The 15,538-nt window shown below is 71.3% G+C and carries 16 protein-coding genes; 5 read left to right on the top strand and 11 right to left on the bottom strand.

Annotated elements, in window-relative coordinates:
- Window positions 1-136: 136 nt before the first annotated feature.
- Entirely contained in the window at window positions 137-454 is a 318-nt protein-coding gene (locus tag AB0E98_RS11000; RefSeq protein ID WP_361701154.1) for a cupin domain-containing protein, read from the bottom strand.
- 93 nt (window positions 455-547) lie between these two features.
- Here AB0E98_RS11000 and AB0E98_RS10995 point away from each other — a divergent pair, with 93 nt between their 5' ends.
- The 3 genes from AB0E98_RS10995 to AB0E98_RS10985 all read left to right on the top strand — a co-directional run bounded on the left by AB0E98_RS10995 (window position 548) and on the right by AB0E98_RS10985 (window position 2,606).
- Window positions 548-928, top strand: a complete 381-nt coding sequence (locus AB0E98_RS10995; protein WP_361701152.1) for a phage holin family protein — start codon at window positions 548-550, stop codon at window positions 926-928.
- A 242-nt stretch (window positions 929-1,170) separates the two neighbouring features.
- Window positions 1,171-2,067, top strand: a complete 897-nt coding sequence (locus tag AB0E98_RS10990; protein WP_361701150.1) for a LysR family transcriptional regulator — start codon at window positions 1,171-1,173, stop codon at window positions 2,065-2,067.
- A gap of 41 nt (window positions 2,068-2,108) precedes the next feature.
- Entirely contained in the window at window positions 2,109-2,606 is a 498-nt protein-coding gene (locus tag AB0E98_RS10985) for an NUDIX hydrolase (RefSeq protein WP_361701149.1), read from the top strand.
- Window positions 2,607-2,643: 37 nt separating this feature from the next.
- Here AB0E98_RS10985 and AB0E98_RS10980 read toward each other — a convergent pair whose 3' ends face one another.
- The 3 genes from AB0E98_RS10980 to AB0E98_RS10970 all read right to left on the bottom strand — a co-directional run bounded on the left by AB0E98_RS10980 (window position 2,644) and on the right by AB0E98_RS10970 (window position 6,320).
- A complete protein-coding gene (locus AB0E98_RS10980; RefSeq protein WP_361701148.1) occupies window positions 2,644-4,146 on the bottom strand; it encodes a globin domain-containing protein in 1,503 nt (500 codons plus the stop codon).
- A gap of 243 nt (window positions 4,147-4,389) precedes the next feature.
- On the bottom strand, window positions 4,390-5,022 hold the full coding sequence (locus AB0E98_RS10975; RefSeq protein WP_361701146.1) for an HAD-IB family phosphatase: 633 nt from the start codon (window positions 5,020-5,022) through the stop codon (window positions 4,390-4,392).
- Between the two features lie 77 nt (window positions 5,023-5,099).
- The gene (locus AB0E98_RS10970) at window positions 5,100-6,320 is read right to left on the bottom strand and encodes an MFS transporter (protein WP_361701143.1); all 1,221 of its coding nucleotides are present in this window, start codon (window positions 6,318-6,320) and stop codon (window positions 5,100-5,102) included.
- Window positions 6,321-6,517: 197 nt separating this feature from the next.
- Here AB0E98_RS10970 and AB0E98_RS10965 point away from each other — a divergent pair, with 197 nt between their 5' ends.
- Window positions 6,518-6,982 (top strand): MarR family transcriptional regulator, encoded by a 465-nt coding sequence (locus AB0E98_RS10965; protein WP_361701140.1) that lies wholly within the window; start codon window positions 6,518-6,520, stop codon window positions 6,980-6,982.
- 82 nt (window positions 6,983-7,064) lie between these two features.
- Here AB0E98_RS10965 and AB0E98_RS10960 read toward each other — a convergent pair whose 3' ends face one another.
- The 4 genes from AB0E98_RS10960 to dnaB all read right to left on the bottom strand — a co-directional run bounded on the left by AB0E98_RS10960 (window position 7,065) and on the right by dnaB (window position 12,161).
- Window positions 7,065-7,814, bottom strand: coding sequence for a helix-turn-helix domain-containing protein (locus AB0E98_RS10960; RefSeq protein WP_361701137.1), 750 nt, complete (start codon window positions 7,812-7,814; stop codon window positions 7,065-7,067).
- Window positions 7,815-8,019: 205 nt separating this feature from the next.
- A complete protein-coding gene (locus AB0E98_RS10955) occupies window positions 8,020-9,147 on the bottom strand; it encodes an aminotransferase class V-fold PLP-dependent enzyme (RefSeq protein WP_361701134.1) in 1,128 nt (375 codons plus the stop codon).
- A gap of 90 nt (window positions 9,148-9,237) precedes the next feature.
- Window positions 9,238-10,647: a serine hydrolase domain-containing protein gene (locus AB0E98_RS10950; protein ID WP_361701131.1), complete on the bottom strand. Its 1,410-nt coding sequence runs from the start codon at window positions 10,645-10,647 to the stop codon at window positions 9,238-9,240.
- A 56-nt stretch (window positions 10,648-10,703) separates the two neighbouring features.
- Window positions 10,704-12,161, bottom strand: coding sequence for a replicative DNA helicase (dnaB, locus tag AB0E98_RS10945; RefSeq protein ID WP_361701524.1), 1,458 nt, complete (start codon window positions 12,159-12,161; stop codon window positions 10,704-10,706).
- Window positions 12,162-12,672: 511 nt separating this feature from the next.
- On the opposite strand from dnaB, the gene AB0E98_RS10940 reads away from it, so the two are divergent.
- Window positions 12,673-14,013: an MATE family efflux transporter gene (locus AB0E98_RS10940; protein WP_361701128.1), complete on the top strand. Its 1,341-nt coding sequence runs from the start codon at window positions 12,673-12,675 to the stop codon at window positions 14,011-14,013.
- 141 nt (window positions 14,014-14,154) lie between these two features.
- Here the strand turns inward: AB0E98_RS10940 and rplI are convergent, their stop codons facing one another.
- From rplI to AB0E98_RS10925, 3 genes are all read right to left on the bottom strand, one after another.
- Window positions 14,155-14,601, bottom strand: coding sequence for a 50S ribosomal protein L9 (gene rplI, locus AB0E98_RS10935; RefSeq protein WP_229349274.1), 447 nt, complete (start codon window positions 14,599-14,601; stop codon window positions 14,155-14,157).
- Window positions 14,602-14,619: 18 nt separating this feature from the next.
- On the bottom strand, window positions 14,620-14,856 hold the full coding sequence (gene rpsR, locus AB0E98_RS10930) for a 30S ribosomal protein S18 (RefSeq protein ID WP_004950692.1): 237 nt from the start codon (window positions 14,854-14,856) through the stop codon (window positions 14,620-14,622).
- 75 nt (window positions 14,857-14,931) lie between these two features.
- The gene (locus tag AB0E98_RS10925; RefSeq protein ID WP_361701123.1) at window positions 14,932-15,516 is read right to left on the bottom strand and encodes a single-stranded DNA-binding protein; all 585 of its coding nucleotides are present in this window, start codon (window positions 15,514-15,516) and stop codon (window positions 14,932-14,934) included.
- Window positions 15,517-15,538: the final 22 nt, after the last annotated feature.

The following is a 15,538-nucleotide window of genomic DNA, read 5'->3' as shown; positions in this document are numbered from 1 at the left end:
CGCCGTGATTCACCGGCCGTCCGGAGCGGAATGCCCCGGCCTGTTCTCGATGCTAGGCCCGGGGAGGGGCCCGGCGGGGGCCCGACAGCCCCCGTAGACCCCTGAACGGCCCCCTACGGGATTCCGGGGGCGGGGGTCAGCTCTCCGGTGGAGAGAAGACGACGAGAACCCGGAGATCCTCACTGATGTGGTGGAACTTGTGGGGCGTCCCGGCCGGTACGTAGACCACGCTGCCGCGCCCGACGGTGGTGGTCTCCGTGCCCACCGTGATCGACGCCCGGCCGCTCACCACCACATAGACCTCGTCCTGAGCGTGCGGCCCCTGGGGATCGGCGGCACCGGCGTCCAGCGCGTAGAGCCCCACGGACATGTTCCGCTCCCGCAGGAACTGCAAATACGCGCCGTCGTTGGCAGCGCGCTCCATTTCCAGCTCGTCCAGCCGGAACGCCTTCATCCGCCGTCCATTCCTCGCCGCCCGACCCTGCCGGGCCGGTCGTGGTCCTCGAGCGCATCCCCGTCGGCCGCGCCCGTCTGCAACGATCTCACCATGAAGAATTTCGTAGTCAAGACGATCGCCAACGCGGCGGCCCTGGCGGTGGCCATCTGGCTGCTCAAGGGAATCACGCTGTCCGGCGAGAACACCGCTCGCAAGGTGCTCACGCTCTTCCTGGTCGCGCTCGTCTTCGGCGCGGTCAACTTCATCGTCAAGCCGGTCGTGAAGCTGCTGTCGTTCCCGCTCTTCATCCTGACCCTCGGCCTGATCACCCTGGTGATCAACGCCCTGATGCTGCTGCTGACCTCCTGGCTGGCGGACAAGCTCGATCTGGCCTTCCATGTGGAGGGCTTCTGGTCCGCGCTGGTCGGCGGCGTGATCATCTCGATCGTGGCCTGGGCGATGCACATCATCCTGCCGGACGAGAACGACTGAACCGCTGGGATCCGCCGGCGCCGGGCCCCGCATCGGCGCCTCGGCCGACCCGTCGGGGCCACGACAGGAGGACGGCTCGAGCCTCCCCCCTCTTGGCTCGAGCCGCCACGGCTCCACGCGCGAAGAACCGCGCGACCCAGGCTAGTTGACTCTGCGTCAGTGTCCAATCACCCTAGCGGCACAGCCCTATCGACTTATTTATCGTTCCTTCACGATCGGTGGCGGCATCTCAGGGAGACGACATGGATCTGGCCCTTTTGCGCACATTCGTCATGGTGCACAGGGCCGGCTCCTTCACCCGGGCCGCCGCGCTCCTCGGTCTCTCCCAGCCCGCCGTCACCAGCCAGATCCGGACACTGGAGCGACAACTGGGCCGGCCGCTCTTCCTCCGCCAGGCGCGCGGGGTCCGCCCCACCGCCATCGGCGACGAGCTCGCCCACAAGATCGCCCCGCATGTCGACGCACTGCTGGAGATCGCCGAGGCCGACCTCGACGACCAGTGGGCCAGCCGCACCCTGCACCTCGCCGGCCCTCCCGAGTTCACCTCCCTGCGCGTCCTGCCCGCCCTCGTCCCCCTGATCGGCCGGGGGCTGACCGTACGCGCCACCCACGGCATGGCCGAGGAGCTCTTCGAGGGCCTGGCCGACGGGCACCACGACCTCGCCATCGCCACCTCCCGGCCACGCGGCCGGCTGCTGACCGCCACCCCGCTCTGCGACGAGGAACACGTCCTCGTCGCCGCCCCGCGCTGGGCGGCCCGGCTCGGCGGCCCGGCCGTCGTCCGCGACAAGGGCCTCCAGGCCCTGGAACACCTGCCCGTGGTCGAGGTCCACGAGAGCCTGCCCTTCGTCTCCCGCTACTGGTCGGCCGTCTTCGACTCCAAGCCGCTGGCCACCGGCACCGTCATCGTCCCCGACCTGCGCGCGGTGCTCTCCTGCGTCGCCGCCGGGGCCGGCCTCGGCGTACTGCCGCGCTATCTGTGCGGAGAGGCTCTGGACACCGGCGAGATCGTGGCGCTCCTGGATCCGCCGGTACCACCGCTGCGCACCTATTTCCTGGTCGTCAGGGCCGGCACGCTGGCGCATCCCCATCTCGCGCGGGCGCACGAGTGGCTGCTGCGCGCTGCCGTTTCCTGGTGAGAAGGGGTTTCACCAGGGGGCTCGCGCGGCAGATGTCCCCTATGACCGAACGGCCCGTGGTCAAGCGCACCGCCCGCGCCATCCTGCTCGACGGCGAACCCGGCTCCGAGGCGCTCCGGCTCGTCCTGATCAAACGCACCAAGCCCGGCGAGGCACCGTACTGGATCACCCCGGGCGGCGGGGTCGAGCCCGAGGACAGCACCGTCGTCGCCGCTCTCCACCGCGAGGTGGACGAGGAACTCGGCGCCAAGGTCGTCGACGTGGTCCCCGCCTTCGTCGACACCGTCTCCCACTCCCTCCACCACGCCGCCCACGGTGTGAAGGTGCAGCATTTCTTCGTCTGCCGGCTGGCCTCGATGGACCTGTCCCGGCGGCACGGCCCCGAGGTCGACGAACCGTGCGGGACGTACGAGGTGGTGCGCGTCCCCTTCACCCGGGCCGGCATCGACTCGGTGGAGGTCGTGCCACCCTCCCTCCGGGTGTTCCTGCACGCGAACATCGAGGGAGTACAGGCCCTGCTCGCGCACGATCTGGCCTGATACTCCCCCCCAGACACGCCCCCCGGCCGGCGCTTCCTCAGCCCGCCGCCGAGGCCATCAGCTCGTCTATCGAGTCATGGCGGATCCGGTGCGCCGGGACCCCTATGCCGACCAGGGTGTCCACCCCGCTGCGGACCATTCCGGGCGGCCCGGAGAGATAGGCGTCGTAGGCGTTCCAGGGGCCGTACTTACGGACGACCTGGGGGAGTTGCCCACTCAGGCCGAGCGTGGGGCCGTCGGAGATCACTGGACGCACGGAGAGCCAGCGGTGCGACTTCTGTAGTCGCAGCATGGTGTCGATGTCGTAGAGGTCATCATCATGACGAGCACCGTAGAAGACCTCGACGGGGCGACTTCGCCCATGCCGGGCGACATCCTCGACCAGTGCCTTGATCGGAGCGATTCCGGTACCGCCGCCGAGACACAGCAGCCCGTTGTCGCTGCCGTGGTCGACGGTCATCGAGCCGGCCGGGGGGCCGAGCCGGATGACGTCGCCCGGGCGGGCGCGGTGAACCAGGGCACCGGAGACCCAGCCGGCCGGTACGGCCTTGATGTGGAAGGACAGCAGACCGTCCTCGCGCGGGGCGCAGGAGAAGGAGTAGTGCCGCCATACGCGCGGCCACCAGGGCGTCTCCACACTCGCGTACTGCCCGGCGAGAAAGGGATAGGGCTGGTCGGTCCGTACGGTCACGATGGCGACGTCCGAGGTGCGCGGCTCATGGCCGACGATCTCGGCCTGCCACCAGGGCGGGGAGCTCCGCTCGTCCTCCGCGGCCGCGTCGATCATGATCTGGGAGATGGCGGTGTAGACCCGCACCCACGCGGCCTGCGCGGCGTCGTTCCAGGTCCGGGAGGCATGGCGGGCGAGCGCGTCGATCAGGCATTCCCCCACGGCGGGGTAGTGGGTGGGGGCGGTGCCGTACTTCCGGTGTCCCCGGCCGAGTTGGGAGAGGTACGAGGTGAGGATCGCTGTGTCGTCGGCGTGGCGCGCGGCGGTGAGCAGCGCTTTGAACAGCCGGTCGCGCTGGGTGTCCATGGCGGCGGGGAAGAGGACGCGCAGCTCCGGCCGGCGGACGAAGAGCAGGGCGTAGAAGTACGAGGTCACCTTGTCGGCGATGGGCTCGATCTCGGCGAGCGTGCGGCGGATCAGCAGGGCGTCGGGGGACGGTGTGCCGCCGGGCGAGGGGGCGTTCCCGGGATGCGTGGCCGAGGCGGCGGGTGCCGAGGCAGAGGCAAGGGGTGGGACGGGGTGGCTTGCGGGGGGCTCCTCGGCCGGGCGTTCGTGTTCACGCGTGTGCGCGCGGTACGCCAGCGGCTGCCAGCGGTCGCCCGGGGACGAACCGCGCTCATGGACCGGGGTCCGGGGGCGGACCGCGGCGGGCGCCCCCTCGAGTCCCTCCCCCGCGGCCGGTAACCCTCCCGGCGCCGATAACCCCTCCGCCTCCGCCATCTGCGGCGACCCGGCCGGGGCGAACCGGTTCCTCTCACCTCCCGGTCCGGACGCGCCGCCGTGGGTCGGCGGGGTGGTCGGAGCGTTCATGGTTGCCTCGCCTCGAGCGTTTCCCGGCCGGGCCGCGCGCTTCCGCCGAAGAGGGCGGGAAGGTTTCCGCGATTCCCCGCACTGCTGATGAGTCGCTGTTCCCGTCCACGCAGCATGGCACCACGGGTCCCCGATTCCGGGTGTCTTCCCGGAACTCCGGGTGATGGGGCTCCGGTTGGGGCTAGGCTGTCCCGATCCGGCGTGGCACGGGGCGACCGTGCCCGCTCTCCCGGCTCGCGTCGGCTAGAGGTCGCCGCCGGCCAGCGCGTACGCCTCCCGGAGGTCGAGGCCGTCGTACGCGTACGAGGCGATGCCCCGCACATGGTGGTCCGCGTTGACCGCGACGGATACCGGCACCTCGGCGAAGAGCCGCGCGTCCGACATCGAGTCCCCGTAGGCCACGCAGTCGGCGCGGCCCAGCCCGTATTGCCCGCAGAGCTCGTCGGCGATCCGCACCTTCGCCGAGGCGTCGAGGATCCCCGCCGGGTCCACCGGATCGCGGAACGGCACCGAGGGCCAGCGCGAGCCGTGGGCCGCGTCGGCACCCCAGTCGAGCAGGCGTTCGACGAAGAAGCCCGGCGACAGGGAGATCACCGCGCAGCGCTCGCCGCGGGTCCGGATGGCGGCCCAGACCTCCCGGATGCCGGCCAGCCAGGGAGCCCCCTCGAAGGCGTCCGTGACCTGTGCTTCCGTCAGCTCGGCCCAGAGCTCCACGGCCAGTTGGGCGAACCGGGACGGCACCAGCTCCCCCGCGGCGAAGGCCCTCTCCAACTCGCCGATCTCCTTCTCCAGGCCCAGCTGCCGGGATATCTCGACAGCGGCGGCCGAGCCGTGGATGAGCGTTCCGTCCAGGTCGAACAGGTGCAGTCTGGTCATGACCACCGAGCCTAGGCGCCCGGCGAGTCCAAGCGCCCGGCAGGCCCAGGCACCCGGGTGGGAGAACGTTCCGGGGGTCAGCGGCCGGCCGTCACGCGCTCCGCGTCGGAGGCCACCGGCTTCGGCCCCGAGGCCACGATCCGCCCGCCCCGCTCCGTGCGACGCTCCAGCGACGCGGAGAGAAGGGCGAGGAGCAGCGCGGCCGCGGCCATCCCGGCGCCGACCCAGTTGGGCGCGGTGTAGCCGAATCCGGCGGATATCACGAGCCCGCCGAGCCAGGCTGCCATGGCGTTGCCCAGGTTGAAGGCGCCGATGTTGACGGCGGAGGCGAGCGTGGGGGCGTCGGCGGTCTGGTCCAGGACCCGCTTCTGGAGCGGCGGCACGGTGGCGAAGCCGAAGGCCCCGATGAGCGGGATGACGACCGCGATCGCGATCTTGTTGTGGGCGGTGAGCGGCAGCAGGGCGAGCAGGACCGCGAGCCCGCCGAGGGCGGTGAAGAGCATGGGCATCAGCACGCGGTCCGCGTACTTGCCGCCGATCAGGTTGCCCATCAGCATGCCGAGGCCGAAGAGGACGAGCATCCAGGTGACGGACGAGGGCGCGTAGCCGGCGACGTCGGTGACCAGCGGGGCCAGGTAGGTGCTCATGGTGAAGACGCCGCCGAAGCCGAGGACCGTCATCGCCATGGCGAGCAGCACCTGGGGGTTGCGGAAGGCGGCCGTCTCGCCGCTGAGCGGTATCCGCTCGGGGCGCGGCTGCCGCGGTACGAGGGCCGCGATGCCCAGGACGGCGAGCACACCCAGCCCGGCGATGATCAGGAAGGTGACCCGCCAGCCCGCGTTCTGGCCGACGAGGGTGCCCAGGGGCACGCCCACCACGGTCGAGGTGGTGAGCCCGGTGAACATCATCGCTATCGCGCCCGCCTTCTTCTGCGGGGCGACGAGACCGGCGGCCACGATCGCGCCTATGCCGAAGAACGCGCCGTGCGCGAGCGAGGCGACGATGCGCCCGGCGAGCATCACCCCGAAGACGGGCGCGGCGGCCGAGAGGACGTTCCCCGCGACGAACAGGCCCATCAGGGCCATCAGCATCGTCTTGCGCGCGACGCGACCGCCGACGACGGCCAGGACCGGGGCGCCGACGACGACACCGAGGGCATAGCCGGTGGTCAGAAGGCCGGCGGTCGGGATCGAGACCCCGAAGTCCGCGGCGATGTCGGGGAGCAGTCCCGAGATGACGAATTCGGTGGTGCCGATTCCGAAGGCGCCGATGGCGAGCGCCAGCAGGGCGAGGGGCATGGGGGTCCTTCGTACGGGATCGAGGCAGGGAAGACCTTCCGGCCAGGTGATTGCGGCCGACTTCTACATGTCTCCACAATAATTGCAGACGCATTTACTTGCAAGCGCGGGCTATTGCGCGGGGGAGATACGCTGGTCGTGACCGCACGGGCACGCGCGGACGGCACACTCGGACGTCCCCGAAGGAGGGCTCACCCATGTCCCGCACCCCGGACCCCGCCCTGACCGGCCTGGCGCAGGGCTGGTGCGCCCTCTCGGCACTGCACAGCCGGATCGAGGCGCACATAGAGCGCGCCCTTCAGGCCCACCACGAGCTGAGCGTGCGCGAGTTCTCCGTGCTCGACGTCCTCAACCGCCAGCACGACGGCGAGGGCGGCCACCTGCGGATGAACGAGGTGGCGGACGCCGTCGTCCTCAGTCAGTCCGCGACGACGCGCCTGGTCACCCGCCTGGAGGACCGCGGGCTGCTGACGCGCTACCTCTGCCTCACCGACCGGCGCGGTATCTACACCGACGTCACGGACGCGGGCCGCGTCCTTCTGGAAGAGGCCCGCCCCACCAACGACACGGCCCTCCGCGAGGCGCTGGACGACGCCGCGAACCGGACCGAGCTCGCCCCGCTGGTCGCCGCCGTGGAATCCCTCGCCCCCGCCGACTCGTAACCACCGGACCGGTCGCACCGGGCCCGGTCGGCCCGCCGGACCGGTCAGGCTTCGTGGGACCGGTCAGGCTTCGTGGGACCGGTCAGGCTTCGTGGGAGCGGGCCCGCTCCCGGTGCGCCTTCTGCCGGCAGGCCGCGGCGCAGTACCGGGCGGGCCGGCCCGTACGGGCGACGGCCACGGGGCCGCCACACACGGCACACCGGGTTTCGTTACGCTCCGGGGCCGGATTCGGAGGCAGTTTCGTCACATGACGTCCCGGTCGGAGACTGTCGCACGCCAGCGCGGTCATCCTGCCCGGCGCCGTGCCCGGCCCCCGCCGCTGCTCCATCGACAGACACCCCATGAGCAGGGCCGCCACATCGGCGACGGACACGTCCTTCCGTACCGCGCCCGCCTGTTGGGCCCGCTCCAGCAGGACCGCGAGAGCCTCCCGGAAGTCCGCCTCGACCCCGGGAGAGGGCTCGAAACTGCCCTCCAGCGCGTCGCACAGGCCCTTGTTCCGCACGGACAGCCGCACGACGGCCGCCAGATAGCGATAGAACACCCGACCGGGGTCGTCCGAGTCGGCCAACTCCCGTGCGGTATCGGTGAAAAGCCGCACCCGATCCACGACGGTGGCCCTGAACAGGGCTTCCTTGGAAGGGAAATGGCGGTAGACGGTGCCCGCGCCCACCCCGGCACGGCGCGCGATCTCCCCGAGCGGTACCGCCAACCCCTCTTCCTCGAAGGCCGATCGGGCTGCCTGGAGAACCAGCGAGCGGTTGCGGCGGGCGTCCGAGCGCAGCGGCTGGGAGGCCGGGGAAGCGGTCGACGGGGTCCTGCGCTGTGCCATGCGCCTGGGTCTCCGGAGGCCTGAGAGAGAAACGGGACTGTGATTCCGATTCTATCCGCGCGAACGAGCGAGGGCCCGCGGCGCCATACCGGGGCAAAAGCCCGCAAGAAGAAGGGGCCGGTGAAGAGTCGGCCCGGGAAAGCAAAAGAGCCGCCGCCGACGCGTGAAGCGCCGACGGCGGCTCGATGCGGCCGCGTCCTGCGGGTCAGCCGGAGATCACCTCGTCCCAGGCCTTGCCTGCGGCCGCCAGGGCACCGTCCTCGTCCGCGAGCGGAACGCCCAGGGCGCGCAGCCCCTCGGCGAGCGCCGCCAGCGAGCCGAGCACGACCTCCCGGTCCGCGTCGAGGCCGTAGTGGTTGACCCGGATCATCTCCGTCGCGAGCGTGCCCGCGGCCGCCTGGACGGGCACGGACGCGTCCGCCGCCAGGGCCGCCGCCACGATGTCGCGGGCGTCGACGCCGTCGGGCGCGCGCAGCGTGGTGGCGGCGGGCGCGGCGTCCTCGTCACGGACGACGTAGGGCGCGAGCGCGCCCAGCGCCCGTACGCCCGCACGTGTGGCGGCGGAGGCGGCGCGGTGGCGGGCGATCACGCTGTCCAGGCCGTCCGCGGCGATGCGGTCGGCGGCCTGCTCCAGCGCGAGCATCTCCAGCTGGGCCGGCGCGTGCGGAAGGGCGGCGCGGCCGCCGTCGATCCAGCGCTCCTTCCAGTCCAGCAGGGAGAGGTAGGAGCGGCGCGGCGCCTGCTCGTTGGCGGCGATGCGCTCCCAGGCGCGGGCGCTCACGGAGGCGACGGAGACGCCCGCCGGGCCCGCCATGGCCTTCTGGCCGCCGATGACGCACAGGTCGACGCCCCAGTCGTCGGTGAGCAGCGGCTCGGCGGCGATGGAGGCGACGGCGTCCAGCATCAGCAGGGCGCCGTGCTCACGCACGACCGCGGCGATCTCGGCGACGGGGTTGGTGTTGCCGGTCGCCGCCTCGGCGTGCACGAGGCTGACGAAGTCGATGGCGGGGTGCGCGCGGAGCGCCTCGGCCACCTGCTCGGCGGTGACCGCCCCGCTGAACGGCGCGCTCACGGTCACCACTTCGGCGCCGCAGGAGCGCAGCCAGCCGCCGAACGTCTCGCCGTACGGGCCGGTGATGATGTTCAGCGCGGTGCTGCCGGGACGCACGGCCGAGCGGATGCACGCCTCCAGCGGGAGCAGTGCCTCGCCCTGCATGGCGACGACGGTCTGGCGCGTGCGCATCAGCGCCGCGACCTTGTCCTCGATCCGAGCGAAGTGGCCCGCGCCGAGAGGCGCGAAGTCGAGCAGGTCCGGTGCGGTGTTCGCAGTCACGGTGCCTTCCAGGGATGTCGCGCCGCGACGCGGCGCCCGCCAATCTCCTGTCGACTCTACGCCGCACCCCCAGTCATGCCGACAATCCGACTATCGCCAGCCGCCCGTGTCGACGCCGCCCGGTACCGCGTTCCCGGGCTCGTAGGGCTCACGGGTGAAGACGAAGGTGCCGAGGTCGAGATGGCTCAGCGTGCCGTCCTCGCGGCGCACGGCCCGCAGGGTCTCCCCCACGTAGTAGCCGTCGAGCCCCGTCCAGGTGCCGTCCTCCTCGGCGCGGAAGCGCGCGGCGCGCCCGCCGTTCCCCACCGGGTGCAGCCGCAGCCCCCGGTCGGCGACCAGGCGCAGTACGAACGGGGTGGCGCCCCAGTACCAGGGGCCGGTCAGCTCCAGCAGGGCCGGGTCCGCGCCATCGAGCGGACGCCAGGGTTCCGGGATCCGGGGCTCGTGCGCCACGACCGTGCGCACGAGGTCCGTCACGACGGGGACCAGGCCGAAGAACGAGGTGAGGTTGCTCAGCGCCACGGCCGCGACGCCCTCTTCGGGGTCGGCCCACAGCGACGCCACGAAGCCCGGCATCGAGCCTGTGTGCCCGTACAGGACCCGGCCGTCGTGGCGCGTCAGCTGGAGGCCCAGGCCGTAGCCGCCCGTCCAGTCCGGCCCCTGGGGCTCGGTCCGCGGCGTCCGCATCTCCGCCACCGAGCTCGCCCTGAGCACCCGGTCGTCGCCGTTCAGCAGAAACTCCGCGAAGCGGCACAGATCGGCGGCCGTGGACCAGAGCTGCCCGGCGGGCGCCATCCGCCCGGTGTCCACCGCGGGTTCCGGAAGCAGCACGTCCGCCCAGGGGTGCACGGCCCGGCCCTCGGCGTACGGCGCCTCGGGCCCGAGGGTCGTACGGAGCATGCCCAGCGGCGCCAGCACCTCCCGGCGCAGCGCCTCGTACCAGTGCTCACCGCGCAGCCGCTCCACCAGCGCGCCGAGCAGCGCGTATCCGGGGTTGGAGTAGTGGTGCAGGCGCCCTGCGGGATGGCGCTGGGGGCGCTCGCCGAAGATGTCCGCGAGCTCGGGGCGCAGAGCGCCGTCCGTACGCTCCCACCAGGGGCCGCGCGCCTCCGCCGCCAGTCCGGAGGTGTGCGACAGCAGTTGGGCGATGGTCGCCCGGCCGCCCTCGGGCACGTCGAGATACGTCCCGAGCGGCTCCTCGAGGCCGATCAGCCCCTCGTCGCGCAGCCGCATGACGAGAACGGCGACGAGGGACTTGGTGATCGAACCGATCCGGTACTGCGTGTCGGCACTGGGGGTCTCCCCGGCCACGTCGCCCCGCCCGGCGGACCACACCATCCGCCCGTTCCGCGTCACCGCGCCCACCAGCGAGGGCGCGCGGCCCTCGGTCTGGCCGGAGGCGACCCGGTGGAGCAGCGCGCGCCGGGTGGCCGGAAGGAGCTCGTCGAGGAGTTCGGCGTCCGGGAGCTCTTCCTTGGGCACTTCGCGCGAGACGGTCATGCCCGCACCCTAGCCAGGTGCGGCGCAGGCCCATGACCTGGGCGACGCGTTTCCGATCAGGTCTGCGCCATGTCGACAAAGCGGGAGTAGTGGCCCTGGAAGGCCACGGTGATCGTGGCGGTGGGACCGTTACGGTGCTTGCCGACGATGATGTCCGCCTCGCCCGCGCGGGGCGACTCCTTCTCGTAGGCGTCCTCGCGGTGGAGCAGGATGACCATGTCGGCGTCCTGCTCGATGGAGCCGGACTCTCGAAGGTCGGAGACCATCGGCTTCTTGTCCGTACGCTGCTCGGGGCCACGGTTCAGCTGGGAGAGCGCGATGACCGGGAGCTCCAGCTCCTTGGCCAGCAGCTTGAGGTTTCGGGACATGTCCGAGACCTCCTGCTGGCGGCTCTCGGCGCGCTTGGCGCCACCGGCCTGCATCAGCTGGAGATAGTCGATGATCACGAGCTTGATGCCGCTGCGCTGCTTCAGCCGGCGGCACTTGGCGCGGATCTCCATCATCGACAGGTTCGGCGAGTCGTCGATGAAGAGCGGGGCGGCGGATACGTCGGGCATCCGGCGGGCGAGCCGGGTCCAGTCGTCGTCCGTCATCGAGCCGGAGCGCATGTGGTGGAGGGCGACGCGGGCCTCGGCGGACAGCAGACGCATCGCGATCTCGTTGCGGCCCATTTCGAGCGAGAAGATCACGCTCGGCATGTTGTGCTTGATCGAACAGGCGCGGGCGAAGTCCAGCGCGAGGGTCGACTTACCCATGGCGGGACGGGCCGCGATGACGATCATCTGGCCGGGGTGGAGGCCGTTCGTCAGGGCGTCGAGATCGGTGAAGCCCGTGGGGACACCGGTCATCTCACCGCTGCGGGAGCCGATCGCCTCGATCTCGTCGAGCGCGCCCTCCATGATGTCGCCGAGCGGGAGGTAGTCCTCGCTGGTGCGCTGCTCGGTGACGGCGTAGACCTCGGCCTGGGCCTTGTTGACGATGTCGTCGACATCGCCGTCAGCCGCGTATCCCATCTGCGTGATGCGCGTGCCGGCCTCGACCAGACGGCGCAGGACCGCGCGCTCGTGGACGATCTCGGCGTAGTACTCGGCGTTGGCCGCGGTCGGCACCGACTGCACCAGGGTGTGCAGATACGCCGCGCCACCGACCTTGGTGATCTCACCGCGCTTGGTGAGCTCGGCGGCGACGGTGATGGGGTCGGCGGGCTCGCCCTTGGCGTACAGGTCGAGGATGGCCTGGTAGACCGTCTCGTGCGCCGGACGGTAGAAGTCCTGGCCCTTGAGGACCTCGACCACGTCGGCGATGGCGTCCTTCGACAGCAGCATGCCGCCGAGGACGGACTGCTCCGCGTCGAGATCCTGCGGGGGTACGCGCTCGAAGCCGCTGCTCCGCTCCCAGGAGCCCTCGTCGCCCCGGTCGTGCTGCTCGCCGCGGCCCTTGCCGTCACCGCGCCGGGAGCGGGGGAAGGGGAGCCGGTCGCCGGGGCCGCTGTCGCCCCACGGGCCGTCGTCCATGGGCTCGGGAATGCTCACCCGGGCCACCTCCTCCCGTCCGCGGAGCGGACCTCGCCGTGCCACTCTTTCTTACGGCACGGCTCTGACAAATAGGACGCCCGACTCCGGTTCTGGCGCGTCGAGTTCGCGGCGGGTTCGTGTCGGACCCGTGAGGCCCGCGAAGCGATGACGAAGCAGAAGACAGACGGTGGGCGCCGGTCCACGGTAGGGCCGCGGGCACCGTCAGCCAATCTGGTTATCCACAGGCCTTGTGGATGAGCGGCCCAAGGCTGTGGAGAAGTCCCCGTAACCTGTGCACGGGCCGGGGGAAAGCACTGTGGACAAACACACAATCACCTCCACCGCACCGCTCTGACCTGCGGCTTTGCCATCCACCGGCTGTTGAGAAGAAAAACTTTCCCTGTTGGCCCGAGATCACGACAAACGGCGCAGAGAAGATCGCGCACCACCCGCCCCGGTAAGGGTCCTAAGCTGTATGCACTGATTACCTGTGGAAGATGGGAGGGACTCCGTGCCCCAGGCCCCCGCGCCCGTCCGGCCCGACGTCCGCCGGCACGACCGCGAGATCGTCGCCCTGGCCGTCCCGGCCTTCGGCGCCCTCGTCGCGGAGCCCCTCTTCGTGATGGCCGACAGCGCCATCGTGGGGCATCTCGGCACCCCTCAGCTCGCGGGCCTCGGCATCGCCGCCGCGCTGCTCACCACCGCCGTCAGCGTCTTCGTCTTCCTCGCCTACGCCACCACCGCCGCCGTGGCCCGCCGGGTCGGCGCCGGTGATCTCCCGGCCGCCATCCGGCAGGGGATGGACGGCATCTGGCTGGCGCTGATACTCGGGGCGGTGGTCACCGCCGCCGTACTGGCCACCGCCCCGCTGCTCGCCCGCGCCTTCGGAGCCTCCGCCACAGCCGCCCCGTACGCCACCACCTATCTGCGGATCAGCGCGCTGGGCATCCCCGCGATGCTCGCCGTCCTCGCCGCCACGGGAGTGCTGCGCGGGCTACAGGACACCAGGACGCCGCTGTACGTCGCCGTCGGCGGATTCATCGCCAACGGCGTGCTCAACGTCGCGCTCGTCTACGGCGCGGGCCTGGGCATCGCCGGATCCGCCTGGGGGACGGTGCTCGCCCAGTTCGCCATGGCCGCCGTCTACCTCACCGTCGTCGTCCGGGGAGCCCGACGGCACGGCGCCTCGCTCCGCCCCGACGCCTCTGGGATACGGGCCTGCGCCCGGGCCGGGGCGCCCCTGCTGGTGCGCACTCTCTCCCTGCGCGCCATCCTCATGATCGCCACGGCTGTGGCGGCACGGCTCGGTGACATCGACATCGCCGCGCACCAGGTCGTGCTCTCCCTGTGGAACCTCCTGGCCTTCGCGCTGGACGCCATAGCCATCGCCGGGCAGGCGATCATAGGCCGCTACCTGGGCGCCGGGGACACCGCCGGAGCCCGGGCCGCCTGCCGCCGCATGGTGCGGTGGGGCATCGTCTCCGGTGTGGTGCTGGGGGCCCTGGTGGTGGCGGGCCGGTTCGCGTTCATCCCGCTGTTCACCTCGGACCCGGCCGTACGGGACGCCCTGCTGCCCGCCCTGCTGGTGGTCGCCGTGGGGCAGCCCGTCGCCGGAGTGGTCTTCGTCCTGGACGGGGTGCTGATGGGCGCTGGGGACGGGTCCTATCTGGCCCGGGCGATGCTGGTGGTCCTCGCCGTCTTCGCCCCCGTCGCCCTGCTGGTCCCCGCCCTGGGGGGCGGTCTGACGGCGCTGTGGTGGGCCATGACGCTGATGATGACGGCCCGGCTGGTGAGCCTGTGGATCCGGGCGCGCTCGGGCCGCTGGATCGTCACCGGGGGCGTACGGGGCTGACGGCACCGGCGGCCACCGGGAACGGGCCGAGGTCCATTCGGGCGAGACGTCGGCCCATTCAGGCGAAACGGTTCCGCTGAACGGCGGAAGGGCCGCACCCCTGGCGGGATGCGGCCCTTCGACAGCTGCCTGATGCGAACGTCAGGCGGCGATGACCTCGATGCCGAGCTTGGCAACGACGTCGGCGTGCAGACGCACGGACACCTGGTGGGCGCCCAGGGTCTTGATGGGCGAGCCCAGCTCGACGCGGCGCTTGTCGACCTCGGGACCACCGGAAGCCTTGATCGCGGAAGCGACGTCGGCCTGGGTCACGGAGCCGAACAGGCGGCCGGCCTCGCCGGCGCGGACGGCAAGGCGGACCTTGACGCCCTCGAGCTGGCCCTTGACCTCGTTGGCCTGCTCGATCGTGGCGATCGCGCGGATCTTGCGAGCGCGACGGATCTGCTCGACGTCCTTCTCGCCACCCTTGGTCCAGCGGATCGCGAAACCGCGCGGGACCAGGTAGTTGCGGGCGTAGCCGTCCTTGACGTCGACGACGTCACCGGCGATGCCGAGGCCGGAGACCTCGTGGGTGAGGATGATCTTCATTACTTGGTCACCCTTCCCTTATCGCGCAGACGAGGTGTAGGGCAGCAGCGCCATCTCACGGCTGTTCTTCACGGCCGTGGCGACGTCACGCTGGTGCTGAGTGCAGTTGCCGGTCACGCGACGGGCACGGATCTTGCCGCGGTCGGAAATGAACTTCCGCAGCATGTTCGTGTCCTTGTAGTCCACGTAAGCGGTCTTGTCCTTGCAGAACGCGCAGACCTTCTTCTTAGGCTTGCGCGGGGGCGGCTTCGCCATTGTCTCTCTCCTGTGAAATCAAGAAGTTTTGTGCCGTCGCCCTCGGGCCACAGGGGCCCGGGTCCCCGGAGGGACCTAGAAGGGCGGCTCGTCCGAGTAGCCGCCGCCGGAGTTGCCGGAGCCGCCGCCCCAGCCACCTCCGCCGCCGCCCTGCTGGCCGCCGGACGGAGCGCTGGACGCCCAGGGGTCGTCGGCGGGAGCCCCGCCGCCCTGCTGGCCGCCGGAGCCGGAGCCCCAGCCGCCACCACCCTGGCCACCACCGCTGCCGCCGCCAAAGCCACCCTGGCCACCGCGACCCGTGGTCTTGGTGACCTTCGCCGTAGCGTTCTTCAGGCTGGGCCCGACCTCTTCGACGTCGAGCTCGAAGACCGTGCGCTTGACGCCCTCGCGGTCCTCGTAGGACCGCTGCTTCAGACGGCCCTGCACGATGACGCGCATGCCTCGCTGAAGCGACTCGGCGACGTTCTCCGCCGCCTGACGCCACACCGAGCACGTGAGGAAGAGGCTCTCGCCGTCCTTCCACTCGTTGGTCTGGCGGTCGAAGGTGCGGGGAGTGGACGCGACACGGAACTTCGCGACCGCCGCACCGGACGGGGTGAAGCGCAGCTCGGGGTCGTCGACGAGATTGCCGACGACCGTGATGACGGTCTCGCCTGCCATGGATGAACCTCTCGGCGGGTGT

This window comes from Streptomyces sp. NPDC037389 (genome assembly GCF_040636475.1).
GTDB lineage: Bacteria > Actinomycetota > Actinomycetes > Streptomycetales > Streptomycetaceae > Streptomyces > Streptomyces hesseae.
The sequence above is the reverse complement of the archived record's forward strand: the minus strand, read 5'-3'. Positions and strand labels throughout refer to the sequence as shown.

What these genes read in the sequence shown, in the direction of transcription:
- AB0E98_RS10960 (WP_361701137.1), bottom strand. Translation starts at nt 7,814, where the DNA reads ATGGCACAGCGCAGGACCCCGTCGACCGCTTCCCCGGCCTCCCAGCCG.
- AB0E98_RS11000 (WP_361701154.1), bottom strand. Translation starts at nt 454, where the DNA reads ATGAAGGCGTTCCGGCTGGACGAGCTGGAAATGGAGCGCGCTGCCAAC.
- rplI (WP_229349274.1), bottom strand. Translation starts at nt 14,601, where the DNA reads ATGAAGATCATCCTCACCCACGAGGTCTCCGGCCTCGGCATCGCCGGT.
- AB0E98_RS10970 (WP_361701143.1), bottom strand. Translation starts at nt 6,320, where the DNA reads ATGCCCCTCGCCCTGCTGGCGCTCGCCATCGGCGCCTTCGGAATCGGC.
- AB0E98_RS10965 (WP_361701140.1), top strand. Translation starts at nt 6,518, where the DNA reads ATGTCCCGCACCCCGGACCCCGCCCTGACCGGCCTGGCGCAGGGCTGG.
- AB0E98_RS10995 (WP_361701152.1), top strand. Translation starts at nt 548, where the DNA reads ATGAAGAATTTCGTAGTCAAGACGATCGCCAACGCGGCGGCCCTGGCG.
- AB0E98_RS10990 (WP_361701150.1), top strand. Translation starts at nt 1,171, where the DNA reads ATGGATCTGGCCCTTTTGCGCACATTCGTCATGGTGCACAGGGCCGGC.
- rpsR (WP_004950692.1), bottom strand. Translation starts at nt 14,856, where the DNA reads ATGGCGAAGCCGCCCCCGCGCAAGCCTAAGAAGAAGGTCTGCGCGTTC.
- AB0E98_RS10950 (WP_361701131.1), bottom strand. Translation starts at nt 10,647, where the DNA reads ATGACCGTCTCGCGCGAAGTGCCCAAGGAAGAGCTCCCGGACGCCGAA.
- dnaB (WP_361701524.1), bottom strand. Translation starts at nt 12,161, where the DNA reads ATGGACGACGGCCCGTGGGGCGACAGCGGCCCCGGCGACCGGCTCCCC.
- AB0E98_RS10925 (WP_361701123.1), bottom strand. Translation starts at nt 15,516, where the DNA reads ATGGCAGGCGAGACCGTCATCACGGTCGTCGGCAATCTCGTCGACGAC.
- AB0E98_RS10975 (WP_361701146.1), bottom strand. Translation starts at nt 5,022, where the DNA reads ATGACCAGACTGCACCTGTTCGACCTGGACGGAACGCTCATCCACGGC.
- AB0E98_RS10980 (WP_361701148.1), bottom strand. Translation starts at nt 4,146, where the DNA reads ATGAACGCTCCGACCACCCCGCCGACCCACGGCGGCGCGTCCGGACCG.
- AB0E98_RS10985 (WP_361701149.1), top strand. Translation starts at nt 2,109, where the DNA reads ATGACCGAACGGCCCGTGGTCAAGCGCACCGCCCGCGCCATCCTGCTC.